The sequence below is a fragment of the Streptomyces sp. NPDC101219 genome (assembly GCF_044767675.1).
Lineage (GTDB): Bacteria > Actinomycetota > Actinomycetes > Streptomycetales > Streptomycetaceae > Streptomyces.
Genome location: NZ_JBIWOK010000014.1, coordinates 76,618 through 96,973, shown reverse-complemented (window position 1 = coordinate 96,973; position 20,356 = coordinate 76,618). Strand labels below are relative to the sequence as shown.

Sequence of the window (20,356 nt, the reverse complement as noted above, 5' to 3'; positions counted from 1 at the left end):
CGGCCCTCAGAACTCCTCGGCCGGGCGGTGGGCCAGAGGGAGGGCGCCGTCCCGTGGGGTCGCACCGGGCGAGCGAGATCCGGGTCGCCGAACTCCGCGCGCAGCGCCTCGAAAGCGGTCACCTTGTCCTCACCGAAGCGTCGGACGTGGTCGCGGTACTCCTCGGGGGAGAGGAACGACGCCGGCCCGGACTTGGTGTGGAACGTGTCCGCGTACATCACCAGCCTCTCCTCCACCGTCTCCGCCAGGTAGTCGGCGGGCGGCAACGGCAGCCCTTGCTTCAGGATGTCGTCCCGGGTGAGTCCCACCCCGGTGTGGTGGGAGCAGAACCGGCGCAGGGTCTCGGGAAGTTCCTCCCGCTCGAGGATCTCGCGTCCCAGCAGGCCGTGCCGGACGCAGTTGCGGTGGTCGAGCCGTCCGTCGGTCCCGTAGAGGCGGTAGACACCGATGTCGTGGAGGAGGCAGCCGGCGCGGACCAGCTCGGCGTCCACAGGGGAGAGACGGGGATCGGAGAGCAGCTGCTCGGCGACGCCCCAGACGATCACGCAGTGCTGGTGGACGAGGTCGAACGCCTCGGCCGTCGGTGCGTACCGCTCGTGCAGGGCGCGGATCTCGTCAGGTCCCGGAATGCGCCTCGGGGAGGGGAACAACGGGGGCAAGCGTCAGCGGGCTGGCGGCCGGTGTCACGCGATCGGGTGATGTCTCGGGGAACGGGCACGCGACGACCGGGCGGACCGTTCGACGGAGTGACGGGGACTTCTCCCGAAGACGGGAGGACTCCTCCGCTCGCCACGGACACTCACTCATCACAAGCAACGGGGGACACACAGATGGGTCTGCACTTCCACCGCAATCCCGACGGTACGACGACCGGGCGCAACGAGGCCAACGGCTTCTCGGTGACGCACCGAGACGAGGAGGAGGTCAAGCGGCAGTTGTACGAGGACGCGGGGTGGACGTACACGCCCCCGCCGCCACCGGTCCCGCGCGGGTTCCACCGGTTCCCGCTGGTGCACGAGGAGTTCGAGACGGCCGGGTTCGGGGACGAGCGGTACGCGCAGGTGCGGAGGCATCCGCCGAAGGGATGCGTTCCCGTCGACCGGGGGTGCTTCGCGCTGGAGTGCGAGCGGCCGGGGCGGACCCTCATGGACGCGGTCGCCGGCACGGTCGCGGAGATCCGCCGCGAGCACGGACTGGTGATGACCAGCCTGGGGGTGGAGAAGCCGGACGAGTGGCTCGGTTCCGACCGGGACGGCCCGGCGGCGCAGACCGTGGCCCACCTGGTGCTGATGGCCGCCCACCGGGCGCGGGTGCTCGGATACGGGCGCAAGGATCTCGTCCGGGTGCTCGACGCGACGGGGATCGCGTAGGGCGGGACGGGGACCGTGACGTGCCCCTGGCCCCGCGTCAGCCGGCGACCAGTTCCCGCCGGTCGGACTGCTCGGGCGACGGCTGCTGAGCGGCCTGCTCGACCGGGGTCGCCGGGACCCGCGAGGTCCGCCACAGCCAGAACACGTCCCGGCCGAACGACCACAGCAGCAGCCCCAGCGCCAGCGCGACCACCGCGACGTTGGCCGCGTGCGGCAGGAGTTCCGCGCCTGCCAGCAGCAACAGCACGCCCTGCAGGGCGGCCACCGTCTTGCGGGCCGTGCTCGGCGGCAGCGGGGCGTTCAGCCACGGCCAGACGCGTGCCGCGGCGACGAACCCGTACCGCATGCCGCCGATCAGCAGCACCCACGGCCCCATGGCCATCGACAGATACACGCTCAGCACCAGGATCAGGAAGGCGTCCACCTCCATGTCGAACCGGGCACCCAGCGCAGTCGATGTACCGGTCCTGCGCGCCACCTTGCCGTCCACGCCGTCGAGAATCAGTGCGACGGCCGTCAGGCCCACGAAGAGGGAGATGGGCGGCGAGTCCTGGAAGGAGTCGGCCACCAGAGCCGTGACGCCCCCGACGAGAATGGCCCGGCCGAGCGTGACCCGGTTGGCGGCGCCGAAGGAGCGCGACCGGGACCGGTGCAGGGCCCGGGAGAGCACCGCCCAGGTCGCGAGGGCGAACGCGAGACCGGTGAGCCAGCCCGCCGGCCCCATGCCGATCGCCGAGCCGAGCAGCACCAGCAGCAGGATCTGTACGCCCGCCCCCACGGCGGTCTCCTGCTGTACGAGCCTCGCGTCGTAACTGTTGTTCAGGGCCACCGAACACCCTCCGGCCGTGTGACAGATTTGATCAACGCCGCTACCTTGTGCGCGGCCTGTGCACCCCTCGGTACGCGTGCAGGTTCCCGATCGTTCAGGAGGATTCCGATGAACCGCACCGCTCGCGCGTTCTGGCTCGACTCGCCCGGCCGGGGCGGGATCCGCGAGGTGGACCTGCCCGAGCCGGGTGACGACGACGTGGTGGTGCGTTCGCTGTACTCCGGGGTGAGCCGCGGTACGGAGACTCTCGTCTTCCGCGGCGGGGTGCCCGAGAACCAGCACGCGGCGATGCGGGCGCCGTTCCAGGAGGGCGACTTCCCCGGGCCGGTGAAGTACGGCTACCTCAACGTCGGCGTGGTCGAGGAGGGCCCCGCGCACCTCACCGGCCGGACCGTCTTCTGCCTCTACCCGCACCAGACGCGCTACGTCGTACCGGCCTCCGCGGTGACCCCGGTGCCGGACGAGGTGCCGGCCGGGCGGGCCGTGCTCGCCGGGACCGTGGAGACCGCCGTCAACGCCCTGTGGGACGCCGCACCACTGATCGGTGACCGGATCGCCGTGGTCGGCGGGGGGATGGTCGGCTGCTCGGTGGCGGCCCTGCTGGCCCGGTTCCCCGGCGTGCGCGTGCAGCTCGTCGACAGCGATCCGGCACGCGAGAGCACCGCCCGCGGCCTCGGCGTCGGATTCGCCCTGCCCCAGGACGCTCTCGGCGAGTGCGATCTCGTTGTGCACGCCAGCGCTACGGAGCAGGGACTGAGCCGGTCCCTGGAACTGCTCACGGCCGAGGGCACGGTCGTCGAACTGAGCTGGTACGGCGACCGGCGGGTGGCCCTCCCGCTCGGCGAGGCGTTCCACTCACGGCGGCTGGTCATCCGCAGCAGCCAGGTCGGCACGGTCTCCCCGGCCCGCCCCGGCCGCAGCTACGCCGACCGGCTGGCCGTCGCCCTTGACCTGCTCGCCGACCCCGCGCTCGATGCCCTGATCACGGGGGAGTCCCCCTTCTCGGACCTGCCCGAGGTCATGCCCCGGCTGGCCTCCGGCGACATCCCGGCCCTGTGCCACCGCGTCCGCTACGACGCTCCCTGAGCCGGCCCCGACGCACCGCCCGCCCGCGGCCCGGCACACCACCCGCCCGGCCGGCACCACCACCCGCCGCGGGCCGGAGCTGACGGCTGAGGCTGACCCGCGCCACGCCGGCCCTGTTGCCCGCCCCACGCCGTACACACGCCGCCCCCTCGGGCCGGGACTCAACCACCCCCGCCCCTCCGCCGCACCGAGCCGCGCCCAGCCGGGCCGGCCAGTCGTACCTCGTTCCCCGCAGACGCAGACGCAGACGCAGACGCGCCCCACAGACAACAGCCGCACCCGGCGTCACAGACACGCCACCGCACCATCCGCCCCCGACCGTCCCCGACGTTGCTCACCCGCTCGCCGGGCCCGTCACGCCCGCCCCTCGCCCCACTCCGCCCCGCGTGGGTACCGCACAGAACCGGCCGCCCCCGCCTGACCTGAGAAAAGAGCTACTGACGGCTGAACACGGGAAGAGAGTCAGCCGTACTACACGACATCCCCGGCGGACATCGGCCGGGGGGCAGACGCGCCGCACCTGGAGGGTCGTCCGTTGTTCAGCATCACCGTCCGCGATCACATCATGATCGCCCACAGTTTCCGCGGCGAGGTCTTCGGACCGGCCCAGCGCCTGCACGGGGCCACGTTCCTCGTGGACGCCACGTTCCGGCGCGAACAGCTGGACCAGGACAACATCGTCGTCGACATCGGGCTCGCCACGCAGGAACTCGGGGCTCTCGTCGCCGAGCTGAACTACCGCAATCTCGACAACGAGCCCGACTTCGCTGGGATCAACACCTCCACGGAGTACCTGGCCAAGGTCATCGCCGACCGGCTGGCCGAACGCATCCACAAGGGCGCGCTCGGGGAGAGCGCCAAGGGCATCACGGGTCTCACCATCACCCTGCACGAGTCGCACATCGCCTGGGCGAGTTACGAGCGTGCGCTGTGACCGACACGACCCTTCACACCGCCTCGCCCACCACCGACCCCTCCGCCGAACGGGCGGGGGCCGCCCGACTGGGTTATGTTCCCCGGCAGGCGTCCTTTCCGAGGAACGACGGGATCATCCCCATGTCCCTGCGCATGGTCCACTTCGTGATGCCGGGCGGCGTCGACGACCCGTCCGCGCCCAGCGGCGGCAATGCCTACGACCGCCGCGTCTGCCTCGACCTGCCCGGTTTCGGATGGGGCGTCCACAAGCACGCCGTGGCCGGTTCCTGGCCCCGCCCCGACTCCGCCGCCCGCGCGCACCTCGCCCGCACCCTGCGGCAACTTCCCGACGGCAGCGCCGTCCTGCTGGACGGACTGGTCGCCTGCGGCGTGCCGGACATCGTCGTCCCCGAGGCGGAGCGGCTGCGCCTGGCCGTGCTGGTCCACCTGCCGCTCGGGGACGAGACCGGGCTGGAGCCCGCCATGGCGGCCGAGCTGGACGCCCGCGAGCGCACGGTGCTGCGTGCCGTGGACGCCGTCGTCGCCACCAGCGACTGGGCGGTGCGCCGTCTCGTCTCGCACCACGGCCTGGACCCCGAGCGGGTCCATGTCGCCGCCCCGGGCGCCGACATCGCGCCGCTGGCCCCCGGCACCGACGGCGTGTCGCGGCTGCTGTGCGTGGCCGCGGTGACACCGCGCAAGGGCCAGCACCGGCTGGTGGAGGCCCTGGCCACCGTCGCCGACCTGCCGTGGACCTGCAGTCTCGTCGGCGGGACCACCCAGGACCCCGAGTACGTCGCCCACCTCGAGTCGCTGATCCGCACCCACGGTCTCCAGGACCGGCTGGAACTGGCCGGGCCGCGCTCCGGCGCCGACCTCGACGCCAGCTACGCCGCCGCCGACCTGATGGTCCTCACCTCCTACGCCGAGACGTACGGGATGGCCGTCACCGAGGCCCTGGCCCGCGGCATCCCCGTGCTGGCCAGTGACGTCGGCGGGCTGCCGGAGGCGGTCGGGCGCGCCCCCGACGGCGGGGTGCCGGGCATCCTCGTCCCGCCGGAGGACCCCGCCGCCATCGCCGCCGAACTGCGCGGCTGGTTCGGCGAGCCCGACGTGCGGCGCCGGCTGAAGGCCGCCGCCCGGGGCCGGCGCGCCGCGCTGGGCGGCTGGGCGAGCACCGCACAGAGCCTGGCGGGCGTCCTGCGCCGGCTGCCGGCCGAACCCCGGAGGGCCGCATGACCGAGCAGGCGACGACCACGCACGCCGGGACGATCCCGTCCCAGCCCGGACCCCGGCAGGCCGCGGACGCGGCCACCGGCCCACGAGGGGGCACCGTGACCTCTGGCAGCGACACCGCCGGACCCGCCGTCATCCCCGGCGCCGGACCCGCCGCGCCGGCCGCCGCCCGGCCCGGTGAGCGGGCCACCGTCAGACTGCGCGACACCGGTGGCGAGGAGCCCGCCCGCTACGCGCCCGAGTGGCTCCAGCTGCGCGAGCCCGCCGATGCCGTCGCCCGCTCGCACGACCTCCTCGATCCGCTGCGCATCCGCCTGGCGAACCTGCCGCAGCGGGCGGACGGCCTGGTCATCCACGACATCGGCTGCGGCACCGGGTCGATGGGCCGCTGGCTCGCCCCGCACCTCGACGGTGCGCAGCACTGGATCCTGCACGACCGCGACCCCTACCTGCTGCACTTCGCCGCCGTGGGGGCGCCGCGGTCGTCCGCCGACGGCAGCCGGGTGTCCGTGGAGACCCGGCGCGGCGACGTCGCCCGGCTCACCCCCGACGCCCTGGCCGGCGCTTCCCTCGTGACGGCCTCCGCCCTGCTCGACGTCCTCACCCGCGAGGAGGTCGGTGCGCTCGCCGCCGCGTGCGCAGGAGCCGGCTGCCCGGCCCTGCTCACCCTGTCCGTCGCCGGGCGCGTCGAACTGAGCGCCCCGCACCCGATGGACCAGGAGGTCACCGAGGCGTTCAACGCCCACCAGCGCCGGGGCGGCCTGCTCGGCCCCGACGCGGCGACGGCCGCCGCCGACGCGTTCGCCGAACACGGCGCGACAGTGCGGCTCAACCCGAGCCCCTGGCGGCTCGGCCCGGACCAGGCCGCCCTCACCGAGCAGTGGCTGCGCGGCTGGGTCGGCGCGGCGGTCGAGGAGCGCCCGGAACTGGCGGACCGCGCCGTAAGCTACCTGAAGGAGCGCCTGGAGGCCTGCGCGGCGGGCGAGTTGCGGGTCGTCGTCCACCACAGCGACCTGCTCGCCCTGTGCCGACCGACGGGCGGCACCGCATGAGTGCCCCACCCTCACCGGCCACTGCGACGGCACCGGCCGACTCCGTCGACAGCCCGCGGGCGGGGGAGGAGCCCGGGGCGGGGCAGCGGGCGGGTCTCCGTGCCCTGCTCGCGCGCCTCAACTCCCCGCTCGTGCGGACCCGCCTCGGCACCCTCGCCGGACTGGCGATCCTCGCGGTACTGATGTGGCGCCTGGGTACCGGGGTCTTCCTGGACGGGCTGCGCCGGATCGACGGCCCGGCGCTGCTCGCAGCCCTCGCGCTCGGGCTGGTCACCACCGTGTTCAGCGCCTGGCGCTGGTCCCTGGTGTCCCGTGGCCTCGGTATCCGGCTGCCCCTCGGCCGGGCCGTCGCCGACTACTACCGGGCCCTGTTCCTCAACGCGGCCCTGCCCGGCGGCGTCGTGGGCGACGTGCACCGGGCCGTGCACCACGGGCGCAGCACCGGCGACCTGGGACGCGGCGTGCGGGCCGTCGTCCTGGAGCGGACCGCAGGACAGCTCGCGCTGTTCGCCGCCGGAGCGGCCGTGCTGCTCACGGTGCCGTCCCCGGTCCTGGACGAGGCCCGGCACGCCGCCCCGCTGGCCGGCCTCGGCGCCCTGGGCGCCTGCCTGGTCGTGCTCGCCCTGCGCATGAACCGTCCGACGCCCTCGCGTCGCGGGCGGGCGCTGCGCCGGATGCTCGCCGAAGCCCGCGCGGGGCTGCTCTCCCGCAGCAACGGGCCCGGCGTGCTGGTCTCCTCGGTCGTCGTCCTGGCGGGGCATATCGCGATGTTCGTGCTCGCGGCCCGCGTCACCGGAACCGACGCGGCCGTCGGCGAACTACTGCCGCTGGCCGTGCTGGCCCTGCTCGCCATGAGCCTGCCGCTCAACGTCGGCGGGTGGGGGCCCCGGGAGGGCGTCACCGCGTGGGCGTTCGGCGCCGCCGGACTCGGTGCCGGCCAGGGGCTGGCCGTCGCGGTGGTGTACGGGGTGCTCTGTCTCGTCGCCAGCCTGCCCGGCCTGGTCGTCCTCGCCACCCGCTGGTACGCGGGCCTGCGCGCCGGGAAGGGGACGGTCGCCGACCCCGTCATCACCGGTCCCGGCGCGCACGACGGAAGCTACCCGCGGGCCGCGTCCCGTGCCGCGGTGCCGGACGTGTCAGGGCCGTCCGGAACCCCGGCCCCGGACGGAGCGTCCGCCCCGCCGACGGCACCAGCCGCACCCGCACCCGCACCGTCCGCTCCGGCGTCACCCGCACCCGCACCGCCCGGACCGGCGTCGGTCGATCCGACACCATCCGTACCCGCAGGGCCCGTACCGGCAGTGCCCGTACCGGCGTCGGCCGCTCCCGCACCGCCCGTCCCGGCGTCGCCGGTTCCGGTACCGGGCGCCGTACGCGCACCGGCCGTCTGCTCACCACCGGCCGTACCGCCGCCGGCCGTACCGCCGCCGGTCGTACCGGCGCCGAGAGCCGTGGCCGGGTCGTCCGGGCCGTCGCCCGTCAGGAGGGTGAAATACGCGCCGAAGGAATCCGCGAGACTCGCCAGGAGGTGCTTGCCCTTTTCCGCGGAGCCCAGAGAAGGGCGCCCGATGACACCGGAATCGGTATAAGCGGCCATGCCCAGGGTGAGCAGATGACGCCGGTCGTCCGCGACGAAATCAGCCGTCTCATAACCGGGCCGGAGCAATTCGGGATGAGTGTGCAGAAGGATGGAGGTCTCGATTTCCCCCGCGTGCATGTCCGTCAGCAGCGAGGTGGCCACACCGGCCCGGTCCAGAGCCGCCTCCCAGTCCTCCACGGCCGGGAACAGCGCCATCCGCTCGCCCCGCGCGGACGCCTCCTGCACGACGTTGCCGAGGACGTAGTTGCCGCCGTGCCCGTTGACCAGCACCAGCGTGTCGACGCCGGACCGGCGCAGCGAGTCGGCGATGTCCCGTACCACCGCGTGCAGCGTCACGGCGGAGATGGAGACCGTCCCGGGCCAGGCCGCGTGCTCGTGCGAGCAGGAGACCGTCACCGGAGGAAGGAGGTGCACCGGATACGCGCCGGCGATCTCCCGCGCGACGGCACAGGCCACCAGCGTGTCCGTCGCAAGCGGCAGGTAGGCGCCGTGCTGCTCGTAGCTCCCCACCGGAAGAATCGCGATCTGCCGTGAGACGACGGCGCCCCGCTTCCGTACATCCTCTGTAGTATCCGCCGGCAACAGACCGTGCACCGGGCCGGATGCCGCCGACCGCTTTGGTGAACCACTCATAATCCTCACGGCCTTTCGTCTCTGCTTAGGAACTCGAGAATCATGACAGAAAACGTAGGCGTACTCGGCAAGAAGCCCCCGCAGCGGACCGGCGTGGAACGCGTCGTGAACGCCCCCTTGCCCACCGTGTACGGCCCTTTCCAGGCGATCGGCTACCTGGACCACGACCGCGGTGACGAACAAGTCGCTCTGGTGCACGGCGACATCGGCGCGGAGGGCGTCCTCGTCCGGCTGCACTCGGAATGCCTGACCGGGGACGCGTTCGGCTCGCAGCACTGCGAGTGCGGGGACCAGCTCGACGCCGCGATGCGCGCCGTCGTCGCCGAAGGCGCGGGCGTCGTCGTCTACTTGAGGGGCCACGAGGGCCGGGGCATCGGTCTGCTGGCGAAGCTGCGGGCGATGGCCCTGCAGGCGGAGGGTCTGGACACCGTCGAGGCGAACCTCGCCCTCGGCCTGCCGGTGGACGCCCGCGACTACGCCGTCGCCGCCGGGATGCTCCAGGACCTGGGTGTGCGGTCGGTCCGGCTGATGTCCAACAACCCCCGCAAGCGTGAGGCGCTGGTCCGACACGGCGTGCAGGTCGCCGAGCAGGTGCCGCTGCTGATACCGCCGTGCGAGAGCAACATCACCTACCTGCGGACCAAGCGGGAGCGTCTCGACCACCACCTGCCCCACCTGGACGCGGTGGCCCACCTGTCCTGACCGGCGGCGGACGGGACCCGGCCCCCGGTCAGTGCACCGCCTCGTGCACCAGCCGCCGGAGGTCACGGAAGACCGTGTGCGAGGACCTGGGCCGTACCTGCGTGTAGAACTGCACGGTCAGATCGCGGCCCGGGTCCACCCAGAACGCGGTGGTGGCGACCCCGGTCCAGCCGAACGTGCCCGCGGCCGACGGCTCCTGCGTCCGGGACGGGTCGACCACCACCGACACGCCGAGACCGAAGCCGACACCCTCGTTTCCCGGCTCGTCGTGCGCCGGACGGCTGCCGAAGGCGCGCAGGTCGGCGCCCCCGGGAAGATGGTTGCGGGTCATCAGGTCCACCGTGTCCGGCTCCAACAGCCGGACCCCGTCGAGCTCCCCGCGCCGCCGCAGCATCTCCATGAAGCGGTGCACGTCGTAGGCGGATGCCACCATTCCGCCGCTGCCGGACAGGAACCGGGGCCGCCCCCGCAGCGGCAGCCCGGCGATGGGCTCGATGCCGCCGCCCTCCTTCTCCCCGTACAGCTCCGCGAGCCGCCCCGCCTGCTCCTCGCTCACCTCGAAGCCGGCGTCCGTCATCCCCAGAGGACGGAACACCCGCTCGGCCATGAACACGTCCAAGGGCTGCCCCGACACCACCTCGATGATCCGGCCCAGCACATTGGAGGCCACCGAGTAGTTCCACTGGGTGCCCGGGTCGAACTGCAGCGGCAGCCGCGCGTACGCGTCGACCGTCTCCGCCAGCCCCGCCCCCGGCAGCACCGACGACTCCAGTCCGGCCTCCCGGTACAGCGCGTCCACGGGATGGCAGCCGTAGAAGGCGAACGTCAGCCCCGCCGTGTGGGTCATGAGATGCCGCACCAGCATCGGACCGGCCGCCGGGCGCGTCCGCACCCCCGCCCCCGAGCCGCCGTCGTACACGCGGGGTTCGGCGAAGGCCGGCAGATGACGCCCCACCGGGTCGTCCAGCGACAGCCGGCCCTCCTGCACCAGCAGCAGCGCGCCCACCGCCGTCACCGGTTTCGTCATGGAGTAGATCCGCCACAGGGTGTCGGCGCGCACCGGCCGCCCGGCCGCGACGTCACGCCACCCGTATGCGGTCAGGTGGGCGACGCGTCCGCCCCGCGCCACCGCCACCAGGAACCCCGGCAGCCGCCCCTCGTCGACCTGCCGGGCGAAGTGCCGGTCCAGACGCCCCAACGCCCCCGCGTCCAGCCCGGCCCGCTCCGGCCCGGTCTCGTGCTCCAGCACAGTCATCGTTCTCCTCGGTCCGGTCCGGTACAGCTCCGCGATCAGGCGCGGAGGTGCCTGCGGACTACCCCGCGCGAGGGCACGGGGAACGCCCGCCACCGGCGAACCGTTGATCGAGGTATGACTCAGGAACCCGCGCAGCACGCGCTGCTCGCCCTGCTCGCCGAGGGCAACAGCGGGGTGCTCGTCACCCTCAAGGGCGACGGACGGCCCCAACTGTCGAACGTCAACCACGCCTACGACCCCGACGAACGGATCGTGCGCGTCTCCGTCACCGACGACCGGGCCAAGACCCGCAACCTGCGGCGGGACCCCCGGGCCTCCTACCACGTCACCACCGACGACCGCTGGGCGTACACGGTCGCGGAGGGCACCGCCGAACTCTCCCCCGTGGCCCGGGACCCCTACGACGCCACCGTGGAGGAACTGATCCGGCTGTACCGCGACGTGCAGGGCGAGCACCCCGACTGGGACGACTACCGCGCCGCCATGGTCCGCGACCGCCGCCTCGTCCTGCGGCTGCACGTGGAGCGGGCCTACGGCATCCCCCGGCGCACCGAGGCGGGCTAGCCGGCGCGGCGCATCCCAGGCCGACCAGCCGGCGGGCCGGCGCACCCAGGCGGGTCAGCGGGCGGGTCGGCGCACCGAGGCCGGCTAGCCGGCGGGCCCGCGCACCGGGGCCGGCCACCCGGTGGGCGCGGCCGCGTTCCACTCCGCGATCACCGGGCGCCCGTGCTCCAGCGAGAGCCGGCTCAGCGTGCCCGTCTCCAGCCGGAACAGCCGCCCCTGCGCCGGGGACAGGCCCAGCCGGCGAGCCGTCAGCACCCGCAGCAGATGACCGTGCGCCACCAGCATCACGTCGCCCTCCTCGAGGGCCCGCGCCACCCGGGCCAGCACCCGGTCGGCGCGCGCGCCGACCTGCGCCGGGGACTCACCGGGGAGCTCGGGCCCGGGCGGCACCCCGTCCGTCCACAGGTCCCAGTCGGGCCGGCCGGCGCGGATCGTCGCGGTGGTGACGCCCTCGTAGGCCCCGTAGTCCCACTCGCGCAGGTCCGGATCCGGCTTCGCACCGGTCAGCCCCGCCAGCTCGGCCGTGCGGCGGGCCCGCACCAGCGGACTGGCCAGCACCAGGGCGAAGGCCCGCCCCGCCAGCAGCGGCGCCAGCGAACGGGCCTGTTCCTCGCCGTGCGGGGTGAGGGGCAGGTCGGTGTGGCCGGTGTGCCGCCCCGACCTGCTCCACTCCGTCTCGCCGTGCCGCGCCAGCAGCAGGTCCCCCACGCCCCTACGGTTCCTTCCGCGCCGACTCGACGGCATGGCCGCCGAACTGGTTGCGCAGCGCCGCCACCATCTTCATCTGCGGGGAGTCCTCCTGCCGGGAGGCGAACCGCGCGAACAGCGACGCGGTGATCGCGGGCAGCGGCACCGCGTTGTCGATGGCCGCCTCCACCGTCCAGCGGCCCTCGCCCGAGTCCTCGGCGTAGCCGCGCAGGCCGCGCAGGTGCTCGTCGTCGTCCAGCGCGTTCACCGCGAGGTCCAGCAGCCACGAGCGGATGACGGTGCCGTCCTGCCAGGAGCGGAACACCTCGCGGACGTTGTCCACCGACTCCACGGCCTCCAGCAGCTCCCAGCCCTCGGCGTAGGCCTGCATCATGGCGTACTCGATGCCGTTGTGGACCATCTTCGCGAAGTGCCCGGCGCCCACCTTCCCGGCGTGCACGAACCCGTACGGGCCCTCCGGCTTCAGCGCCTCGAACACCGGACGCAGCCGGTCCACATGCTCCTTGTCGCCGCCGACCATGAGGGCGTAGCCGTTCTTCAGGCCCCACACACCGCCCGAGACGCCCGCGTCGACGAAGCCGATGCCCCGGTGGCCGAGCTCCCGGGCGTGCCGTTCGTCGTCCGTCCAGCGGGAGTTGCCGCCGTCGACCACGGTGTCGCCTGGCTTGAGCAGGCTCGCCAGCTGGTCGATGACGTGCTGGGTGACGTCACCGGCCGGCACCATCACCCACACCGTGCGCGGGGATTCCAGCTCGCCGACGAGGTCCGAGAGGTGGGCGACGTCGGACCGTTCGGGGTTCGTGTCGTACCCGACGACGGTGTGCCCGGCGTTGCGGAGCCGCTCGCGCATGTTGCCGCCCATTTTTCCGAGGCCGACAAGACCGATCTGCATGTCTGGTTCACTTCCTGGAGTTCACGGCGGGCGGCCACCGGCACGCCCGTGGACGGTGAACGGGACCGGGGACCCCGGGCCCGTGGCAGTCAGGCGGGGACGGCGGCCCCTTCCGGCTCGTGGCCCCGCAGGGCGATCGCGTACATCTCGTCGGCGTCGAGCCGCCTGAGCTCCTCGGCGATCAGCTCGGAGGTGGGCCGGACCTTCAGTGCCAGCCGCCGCGACGGCTGCCCCGGCAGCGACAGCGTGGCCAGCGGTCCCTCGGGGCGGTCGATGACGATCTCCCCGTCGGCGGTGCCCAGCCGCACCCCCGTCACCACGGGACCGGCCGTCTCCACCCGCTCCACCGGCACGCCCAGCCGGGCCTGCAGCCAGCGGGCCAGGAGCTCGGCGCTGGGATTGTCCGCCTCGCTCTCCACGGCCGCCGAGGTCACCGTCAGCCGGGCCTGGTCCAGGGCGGCCGCCAGCATCGAACGCCACGGCGTCAGCCGCGTCCACGCCAGGTCGGTGTCGCCGGGCGCGTAGGAACGCACCCGGGTCTCGAGCATCTCCAGCGCGTGCTCCGCCGCGTACAGGTCGGTGATCCTGCGCTGGGCCAGCGCGCCGAGCGGGTCCTTGGAGGGCACCTCGGGCGCGTCCACGGGCCACCACACCACGACCGGCGCGTCCGGCAGCAGCAGCGGCAGCACCACCGAGTCGGCGTGGTCGGAGACCTCCCCGTAGGTCCGCAGCACGACCGTCTCGCCGGCGCCGGCCTCCGAGCCGACCCGCACCTCGGCGTCCAGCCGGGGGTGGGTGCGGTCGCGCGGGGTGCGGGCGTGGCGCTTGATGACGACCAGGGTCCGCGAGGGATGCTCGTGCGACGCCTCCTCGGCCGCCTTGATCGAGTCGTAGGCGTTCTCCTCGTCCGTGACGATCACCATCGTCAGGACCATGCCGACGGCCGGAGTGCCGATGGCGCGGCGGCCCTTGACCAGCGCCTTGTTGATGTTGCTTGCCGTGGTGTCGGTCAGGTCGATCTTCATGGCCTGCGCCAGCTCCGTCCGTCTCGTGCGAGCATCTCGTCGGCTTCCGCGGGTCCCCAGCTGCCCGCTTCGTACCGCGCGGGCCTGCCGTGGGACGCCCAGTACTCCTCGATCGGGTCGAGGATCCTCCAGGACTCTTCCACCTCCTGGTGACGGGGGAACAGGTTCGCGTCCCCCAGGAGCACGTCGAGGAGCAGCCGTTCGTACGCCTCCGGGCTGGACTCGGTGAACGACTCGCCGTAGGCGAAGTCCATCGACACGTCCCGGATCTCCATCGACGTGCCCGGCACCTTCGAGCCGAACCGGACGGTCATGCCCTCCTCCGGCTGCACCCGGATGACGATCGCGTTCTGGCACAGCTCCTCGGTCGCCGTCGCGTCGAAGGGGGAGTGCGGGGCGCGCTGGAAGACCACGGCGATCTCGGTGACGCGGCGGCCCAGCCGCTTGCCGGTGCGCAGATAGAAGGGGACGCCCGCCCAGCGGCGGTTGTCGATGCCCAGCTTGATCGCGGCGTAGGTGTCGGTCCTGGAGGAGGCGTCGATGCCGTCCTCCTCCAGGTAGCCGCGCACCGGCGTCCCGCCCTGCCAGGCAGCGGTGTACTGCCCGCGCACGGTGTGCAGGCCCAGGTCGTCCGGCAGCCGCACGGCCCGGAACACCTTCAGCTTCTCGGTCAGCAGCGAGCCGGCGTCGAACGCGGCCGGCTCCTCCATCGCGGTGAGCGCCAGCAGTTGCAGCAGGTGGTTCTGGATGACGTCGCGGGCGGCGCCGATGCCGTCGTAGTAGCCGGCCCGGCCGCCGATGCCGATGTCCTCGGCCATGGTGATCTGCACGTGGTCGACGAACGACCGGTTCCAGATCGGTTCGAACATGGTGTTGGCGAAGCGCAGCGCCAGGATGTTCTGGACGGTCTCCTTGCCCAGGTAGTGGTCGATCCGGAAGACCTGCTCCGGTTCGAACACGTCGTGCACGATCGCGTTCAGCTCCTTCGCGGACTTCAGGTCGTGCCCGAACGGTTTCTCGATGACCGCGCGCCGCCAGGACCCGGCGGGCGCGTCGGCCAGCCCGTGCTTCTTCAGCTGCTGGACCACCTTCGGGAAGAACCTCGGCGGCACCGACAGGTAGAAGGCGTGGTTGCCGCCGGTGCCCCGGGAGACGTCGAGCTCCTCGACCGCCGAACGCAGCTGTTTGAACGCCGAGTCGTCGTCGAAGTCGCCCGGGACGAAGCGCATGCCCTCGGCGAGCTGCTGCCAGACCTCCTCCCGGAAGGGGGTACGGGCGTGCTCCTCGACGGCGTCGTGCACCACCTGGGCGAAGTCCTGGTCCTCCCAGTCCCGGCGGGCGAAGCCCACCAGGGAGAAGCCCGGCGGCAGCAGGCCCCGGTTGGCCAGGTCGTACACGGCCGGCATCAGCTTCCTGCGGGACAGGTCGCCCGTCACGCCGAAGATGACCAGCCCGGACGGGCCGGCGATCCGCGGGAGGCGCCGGTCCCGGGGGTCGCGCAGGGGGTTCGACCATGCGGCGGGCGCGGGCGCCGCGTCGCCCCGGCCGGTGGTCCCGCCGGTGTCCGCCTCGGTCGTCTCTTGGGCCATTCCGCGTCAACTCCCTGGTCGTGAAGCCGCTCGTGCACCGCGTCGGGCGGGTCCTGCCGGGTCCCGCGCACACCGCGACGTCCCGACGGTGCCCGGCCCGACCGGTCCCGCCGGGTACCGGGTGTCCCGGCGCGCCGGGTCCGTCACCTGCGTGGACGAGAAGACCCGCGGGTCGCCGCGTCTGTGTGAACCGGTACCACGCCGGCTCTGTTCCTGAGCCGACCGCAACGCGGACCGGCCCGGACGGCGGCACGGCGGGGACGAAAAGTCCGACGATTGCGTGAGTACCGCGAACCACGCCGGACATGCCGAAAGGGGGCCCCACGGGTGTGTGGAGCCCCCTTGAGCGGATCTCAGCGGCCGAAGGTGAACCAGTTGACGTTCACGAAGTCGGCCGGCTGGCCGCTGGTGAACGTCAGGTACACGTCGTGCGTGCCGGTCACGGGGCTGATGTTCGCCGGGATCGTGCGCCACGACTGCCAGCCGCCGGTGTTGCCGACCGCGAAACTGCCGATGGGCGCGTTGCTCCGGCTGTCCAGCCGGACCTCGACCAGTCCGCTGACGCCGTTGCCCGCACCGCCGGCCACCCGGGCGGAGAACTGCCGGGCCGGGGCCGCACCGAAGTTCACCCCCTTGTACTGCAGCCAGTCGCCGTTGGCGACGGCCCCCACGTTCTGCCCGCCGCCGCTGTCGGAGGTGGACTCCGTCATCACGCCGGACTGGCCGTCGTAGGACTCGGCCTGGATGGTGCCGTAGGCGTCGCGGTTGCCGGTCGGCGGGGGAGTGGTGCCCCCGCCGGAGCTCAGGACCTGGACGTAGTCGACGACCATCGGGTGACCGGGCTGCGTACCGGCGTCCGGTCCGCCGCCGAAGGCGTCGGGGAAGCCGCCGCCCATGGCGACGTTCAGGATGATGAAGTAGCCGTGGTTCGTGGCGTTCGCCCAGGTCGTGGCGTCGACCTGGTTGGCCCGGACGGTGTGGAAGTGACGGTCGTCGAGGTAGAAGCGGATCTCCTCCACGCTGGTCGAGCGGTCCCACTCCAGCCGGTAGGTGTGGAACCCGGCCTGGCAGGTGGCCCCCTGACAGGTGGTCGAACTGCCGATGCCGCTGTTCTCGTTGCAGGGGCCGCCGGGGGCGGTGCCGCAGTGCATGGTGGCGAACACCGTGTTCATGCCCTGCGTGTTCTCCATGATGTCGAGCTCGCCGACCGAGGGCCAGTTCCACCAGTTGCCGCGGTAGGGGGCGCCCAGCATCCAGAACGCCGGCCAGTAGCCCTTGGCGGCGGCGCCGGTGACGTTCGGCACCTGGATGCGGCTCTCGACGCGCAGCTTGCCGCCCGCCGGAGGCTGGAAGTCGGCCCGGTTGGTCTCGATGCGGCCGGACGTCCAGTTGCCGGCCCCGTCCCGCCGGGGAGTGATGCGGAGGTTGCCGTTGCCGTCGAGGGAGACGTTCTGCGTGCTGGACGTCATCGTCTCGATCTCACCGGTGCCCCAGTTGGCCGGGCCGCCCGGATAGCCCGTGCCGGTCGAGTAGCGCCAGTTGGAGGTGTTGACGCCGCTGCCGGCCGGGCCGTCGAAGTCGTCGAGGAAGACCTGGTTCCAGCCCGACGGGGGCGGCGGGGCGGAGGCGCTCGCCGACGGCGTGGCGGCCGTGGCCGCCGCGGCCGCGAGCCCGAGGGTGCTGACGACGGCGACGAGCGCCCGCCGGACGCGGCGGGGTCTGCGCGGGGTGCGGGGTATGCCGGAGGTGTCATTCATGTGGGGAGCCCTCTCGGAAACGAGGTGGATGTGGGGGGGAGTGGCGTTCGGAAACCGGGACCGGAGCCGCGCCCCGGGAGGGAGTGGGGCACGGACTCCGTACCTGAGAGCGCTCTCAGGTTGCCGTCAATGTGCTCTGCGCCCCCTCGGGCGTCAAGAGGTGCCACCGAGAAAGTCCTTGCGCCCGGGGCGAGTTCAGGTCCTGAACAACGCGAATGGGGGCAAGCGCGCCGCTGGGTTCCTTGCACCCGTCAGGGGAGAGGGCTCAGCAGGCGCCGTACGCCTGCCTGTGTCCGTGCCGGTGCCCGTCCACGGCGGTGCCCCTGCGCGTGGGCCGGGAGCCGGGAGGCGGAGCGGTTAGGTTGGCCCGGTGGGAAGGGTAGGGACGTGAAGCTGACGATTCTGGGCGGCGGCGGATTCCGGGTGCCGCTGGTGTACGGGGCGCTCCTCGGCGACCGGGGGGAGGGGCGGGTGACCCGGGTCGCCCTGCACGACGTCGACGACCGGCGGCTGCACGCCATCGGCCGGGTCCTGGCGGCACAGGCGTCCGGCGTGCCCGACGCGCCCGAGGTGACCACCACCACCGACCTCGACGAGGCCCTGCGCGGCGCCGACTTCGTCTTCTCGGCGATCCGCGTCGGCGGCCTGGAAGGCAGGGCGAACGACGAACGGGTCGCCTTCGCCGAGGGCGTGCTCGGGCAGGAGACGGTCGGCGCGGGCGGCATCGCCTACGGTCTGCGCACGGTCCCTGTCGCCGTCGGCATCGCCCGAAAGGTGGCCGCCCTCGTGCCCGACGCCTGGGTCATCAACTTCACCAACCCGGCCGGCCTGGTCACCGAGGCCATGTCCCGCCACCTCGGCGACCGGGTCATCGGCATCTGCGACTCCCCGGTGGGCCTGGGCCGCCGCATCGCGCGCGTGCTCGGCGCCGACCCTGCACGAGCCTGGATCGACTACGCCGGCCTCAACCACCTCGGCTGGGTGCGCGGCCTGCTCGTCGACGGCCGCGACCAGTTGCCGCGCCTGCTCGCCGACCCCGGACTGCTCGGCTCCTTCGAGGAGGGCCGCCTCTTCGGTGCCGACTGGCTCCGCTCGCTGGGAGCCGTCCCCAACGAGTACCTGCACTACTACTACTTCCACCGGGAAGCCGTCCGCGCCCACGGGGCCGGCCCCACCCGGGGCGCCTTCCTGCACGACCAGCAGGCGGGCTTCTACGCCCGGGTGACCGACCCGGACACGCCCGCCCTGGAGCTGTGGGACCGCACCCGGGCCGAACGCGAGGCCACCTACATGGCCGAGAACCGGGAGACCGCCGGCGCGGGCGAGCGGGAGGAGGAGGACCTGTCCGGCGGCTACGAGAAGGTCGCCCTCGCCCTGATGCGGGCCATCGCCCGCGACGAACGCACCACCCTGATCCTCAACGTCCGCAACCGCGCCACGCTCGGCATCCTGGACGCCGAGGCCGTCGTGGAGGTGCCCTGCCTGGTCGGCGCCCAGGGCGCGCACCCGGTGTCCGTCGACCCGCTGCCGGACCACGCGGCCGGCCTGGTCTGCGCGGTCAAGGCGGCCGACCGCGCGGTCCTCGCCGCCGCCCGGTCCGGCTCCCGCGCGGAGGCGGTCAGGGCCTTCGCGCTGCACCCGCTCATCGACTCCGTGAACGTGGCACGCCGCCTCGTCGACGGATACCGGGCCGTCCACCCGGGGCTGGCGTACTTGCAGTAGGCGTGCCCCGGACCACAGGCACCCGGGCCGGTCGAAGCCCCCGCGGCAGCGGAGGCGGTGCTACCGGCGGTGCGTTCCCCAGGCGGGCGTGCCCGCCCGCAGCCCGGGTGCGGACATCGGCTCCGTCGGCGACGGGGACGGTCCCGGCGCCGCGGGCGCCGGAGTGGGGGCGGGCGGCTGTGTCGGCAGTTCGGTGAGCCGGCCCGGCATGCCCACCGGGCGCAGCGGGCGGGGGCCGGACACCACGCTGTAGTCCTGGCCCAGGAACGGCGGTGTCATGGCCCCCGGGTCGTCGCCGAGCGCCAGCCGGACGGCGGCCCAGGGGGCGTTGATGCCGCACAGCGACAGCTGGTGCAGCCCGCCGGCCGGGCGGGTGTTGACGTCCATCAGCACGGGCCGCTCGCCGAACATGCGGAACTGGATGTTGGACAAGTGGTGGAGCCCGAAGCCCTCCGCGATGCGCCGGGCCGGCTCCAGCCACTGCTCGTGCAGGGTGAAGCCCCGGCGTCGGCCGTTCTTCGTCCGGCCGACGGCCAGGCGGACCCGGTCGTCGGTCCCGGTGAGGCAGTCCACCGACACCTCCGGCTGTCCCAGCTGCGGCATCACCAGCCAGTCCACCGGCTCCTCCGCCTCCCGCACCGCGTCCAGGACCAGGTCGTAGGGCACGTACGGGCTGGGGAAGCCGTTCAACTGCGCGAGCGAGTACGGGGCACGGGTGATCACGCGGAAGCCGACTCCGCCCGCGCCGGACGCCGGTTTGAAGCAGGCGCGATGGCCGCGTGCCTCCAACTCCTCGACGGCGCAGGCCAGTTCGTCGGCCGAGCGGACCCGCCACCACGGCGGTACGGGCACCCCGAGTGCCTGGACCGCCTCGTAGGCGATCACCTTGTCCTGGAAGACGGCCACCGCCTCGGGCGGCGGTGCCAGCAGGGCGGTGCCGACCGCCTCGAACTCCGCGCGGTGCGCCACGATCGCGGCCTGGTGCAGCCGCGGCACGAACACGTCGATGCCGCGCCACTCGCACTGGGCGAGCGCGAACTCCACGTACGCGGCCGGGGACAGGCCCTCGGGCTCCAGGTCGGCGGTGTCGGCGGCGGCCAGCACGGGCGAGTCGGGATCACCGTGGGTGGCATGGACCTCGACGGCCCGGTTGCCCGGATTCCGCCTCAGCTGATCGATGAAGAACACGTTCTCCGCGTACGTGCGGTTGAGCCAGACGCGTACGCAGGAGACCATGCATGCCGCCTTTCACGGTTCGCGGGCAGGGCCGAGCGGCCCGTGCCCGGGCAGGAGGTGTGGAGGGTCACCGGACCGCTCTGTGCGAAGGACCGTTCGCCGCGGTGGTGTCGGGCGCATCATACGGCTTCAGCGGCCGCAAACGTGCAACGCGTGTGGCACGGGCCCGGCGGAGGCCCGCGCCG

At 73.3% G+C, this 20,356-nt stretch carries 16 protein-coding genes and 3 pseudogenes; 9 read left to right on the top strand and 10 right to left on the bottom strand.

Going from position 1 to position 20,356, the window contains the following annotated elements; translation table 11 throughout:
• Window positions 1–62 precede the first annotated feature (62 nt).
• Window positions 63–650, bottom strand: a pseudogene (locus ACIRPP_RS25535) (HD domain-containing protein); the annotation flags it as partial.
• 180 nt (window positions 651–830) lie between these two features.
• On the opposite strand from ACIRPP_RS25535, the gene ACIRPP_RS25530 reads away from it, so the two are divergent.
• Window positions 831–1,370, top strand: coding sequence for a hypothetical protein (locus ACIRPP_RS25530; RefSeq protein ID WP_403647063.1), 540 nt, complete (start codon window positions 831–833; stop codon window positions 1,368–1,370).
• Between the two features lie 37 nt (window positions 1,371–1,407).
• Here ACIRPP_RS25530 and ACIRPP_RS25525 read toward each other — a convergent pair whose 3' ends face one another.
• Window positions 1,408–2,199, bottom strand: a complete 792-nt coding sequence (locus tag ACIRPP_RS25525) for a CDP-alcohol phosphatidyltransferase family protein (protein ID WP_403647060.1) — start codon at window positions 2,197–2,199, stop codon at window positions 1,408–1,410.
• A gap of 108 nt (window positions 2,200–2,307) precedes the next feature.
• On the opposite strand from ACIRPP_RS25525, the gene ACIRPP_RS25520 reads away from it, so the two are divergent.
• The 5 genes and pseudogenes from ACIRPP_RS25520 to ACIRPP_RS25500 form a co-directional block, all read left to right on the top strand.
• Window positions 2,308–3,285, top strand: a complete 978-nt coding sequence (locus tag ACIRPP_RS25520) for a zinc-binding alcohol dehydrogenase (protein WP_403647057.1) — start codon at window positions 2,308–2,310, stop codon at window positions 3,283–3,285.
• 535 nt (window positions 3,286–3,820) lie between these two features.
• A complete protein-coding gene (locus ACIRPP_RS25515) occupies window positions 3,821–4,219 on the top strand; it encodes a 6-pyruvoyl trahydropterin synthase family protein (protein WP_403647054.1) in 399 nt (132 codons plus the stop codon).
• Window positions 4,216–5,439, top strand: a complete 1,224-nt coding sequence (locus ACIRPP_RS25510) for a glycosyltransferase family 4 protein (protein ID WP_403647052.1) — start codon at window positions 4,216–4,218, stop codon at window positions 5,437–5,439. Before ACIRPP_RS25515 ends, ACIRPP_RS25510 begins: the two co-directional genes overlap by 4 nt.
• Complete coding sequence (locus ACIRPP_RS25505) at window positions 5,436–6,488, top strand: class I SAM-dependent methyltransferase (protein ID WP_403647049.1); 1,053 nt, start codon at window positions 5,436–5,438, stop codon at window positions 6,486–6,488. The genes ACIRPP_RS25510 and ACIRPP_RS25505 overlap by 4 nt, the downstream gene beginning before the upstream one ends.
• A pseudogene (locus tag ACIRPP_RS25500) lies at window positions 6,485–7,525 on the top strand (lysylphosphatidylglycerol synthase transmembrane domain-containing protein); the annotation flags it as partial. The gene ACIRPP_RS25505 and the pseudogene ACIRPP_RS25500, both read left to right, overlap by 4 nt.
• 431 nt (window positions 7,526–7,956) lie before the next feature.
• Here ACIRPP_RS25500 and ACIRPP_RS25495 read toward each other — a convergent pair.
• Window positions 7,957–8,721 (bottom strand): annotated as a pseudogene (locus ACIRPP_RS25495) (creatininase family protein); the annotation flags it as partial.
• A 42-nt stretch (window positions 8,722–8,763) separates the two neighbouring features.
• Here ACIRPP_RS25495 and ribA point away from each other — a divergent pair.
• On the top strand, window positions 8,764–9,423 hold the full coding sequence (gene ribA / locus ACIRPP_RS25490; RefSeq protein ID WP_164337268.1) for a GTP cyclohydrolase II: 660 nt from the start codon (window positions 8,764–8,766) through the stop codon (window positions 9,421–9,423).
• Between the two features lie 28 nt (window positions 9,424–9,451).
• On the opposite strand, the gene ACIRPP_RS25485 is transcribed toward ribA, so the two are convergent.
• Window positions 9,452–10,678: a serine hydrolase domain-containing protein gene (locus ACIRPP_RS25485; RefSeq protein WP_403647046.1), complete on the bottom strand. Its 1,227-nt coding sequence runs from the start codon at window positions 10,676–10,678 to the stop codon at window positions 9,452–9,454.
• Between the two features lie 114 nt (window positions 10,679–10,792).
• Between ACIRPP_RS25485 and ACIRPP_RS25480 the strand changes: the two genes are divergently transcribed.
• Entirely contained in the window at window positions 10,793–11,242 is a 450-nt protein-coding gene (locus tag ACIRPP_RS25480; protein WP_403647044.1) for a PPOX class F420-dependent oxidoreductase, read from the top strand.
• An 84-nt stretch (window positions 11,243–11,326) separates the two neighbouring features.
• Here ACIRPP_RS25480 and ACIRPP_RS25475 read toward each other — a convergent pair whose 3' ends face one another.
• The 5 genes from ACIRPP_RS25475 to ACIRPP_RS25455 form a co-directional block, all read right to left on the bottom strand.
• Window positions 11,327–11,950 (bottom strand): histidine phosphatase family protein, encoded by a 624-nt coding sequence (locus ACIRPP_RS25475; protein ID WP_403647042.1) that lies wholly within the window; start codon window positions 11,948–11,950, stop codon window positions 11,327–11,329.
• A gap of 4 nt (window positions 11,951–11,954) precedes the next feature.
• A complete protein-coding gene (gene gnd / locus ACIRPP_RS25470; protein WP_403647039.1) occupies window positions 11,955–12,842 on the bottom strand; it encodes a phosphogluconate dehydrogenase (NAD(+)-dependent, decarboxylating) in 888 nt (295 codons plus the stop codon).
• 89 nt (window positions 12,843–12,931) lie between these two features.
• On the bottom strand, window positions 12,932–13,867 hold the full coding sequence (gene opcA / locus ACIRPP_RS25465; protein ID WP_403647037.1) for a glucose-6-phosphate dehydrogenase assembly protein OpcA: 936 nt from the start codon (window positions 13,865–13,867) through the stop codon (window positions 12,932–12,934).
• Window positions 13,864–15,456: a glucose-6-phosphate dehydrogenase gene (zwf, locus tag ACIRPP_RS25460; protein ID WP_403647035.1), complete on the bottom strand. Its 1,593-nt coding sequence runs from the start codon at window positions 15,454–15,456 to the stop codon at window positions 13,864–13,866. The genes opcA and zwf overlap by 4 nt, the downstream gene beginning before the upstream one ends.
• Before the next feature lie 353 nt (window positions 15,457–15,809).
• Entirely contained in the window at window positions 15,810–17,213 is a 1,404-nt protein-coding gene (locus ACIRPP_RS25455; protein ID WP_403647032.1) for a glycoside hydrolase family 16 protein, read from the bottom strand.
• A 387-nt stretch (window positions 17,214–17,600) separates the two neighbouring features.
• Here ACIRPP_RS25455 and ACIRPP_RS25450 point away from each other — a divergent pair, with 387 nt between their 5' ends.
• Complete coding sequence (locus ACIRPP_RS25450) at window positions 17,601–18,935, top strand: 6-phospho-beta-glucosidase (RefSeq protein ID WP_403647029.1); 1,335 nt, start codon at window positions 17,601–17,603, stop codon at window positions 18,933–18,935.
• A gap of 60 nt (window positions 18,936–18,995) precedes the next feature.
• On the opposite strand, the gene ACIRPP_RS25445 is transcribed toward ACIRPP_RS25450, so the two are convergent.
• On the bottom strand, window positions 18,996–20,171 hold the full coding sequence (locus ACIRPP_RS25445; RefSeq protein ID WP_403647026.1) for an ATP-grasp domain-containing protein: 1,176 nt from the start codon (window positions 20,169–20,171) through the stop codon (window positions 18,996–18,998).
• Between the last annotated feature and the right edge of the window lie 185 nt (window positions 20,172–20,356).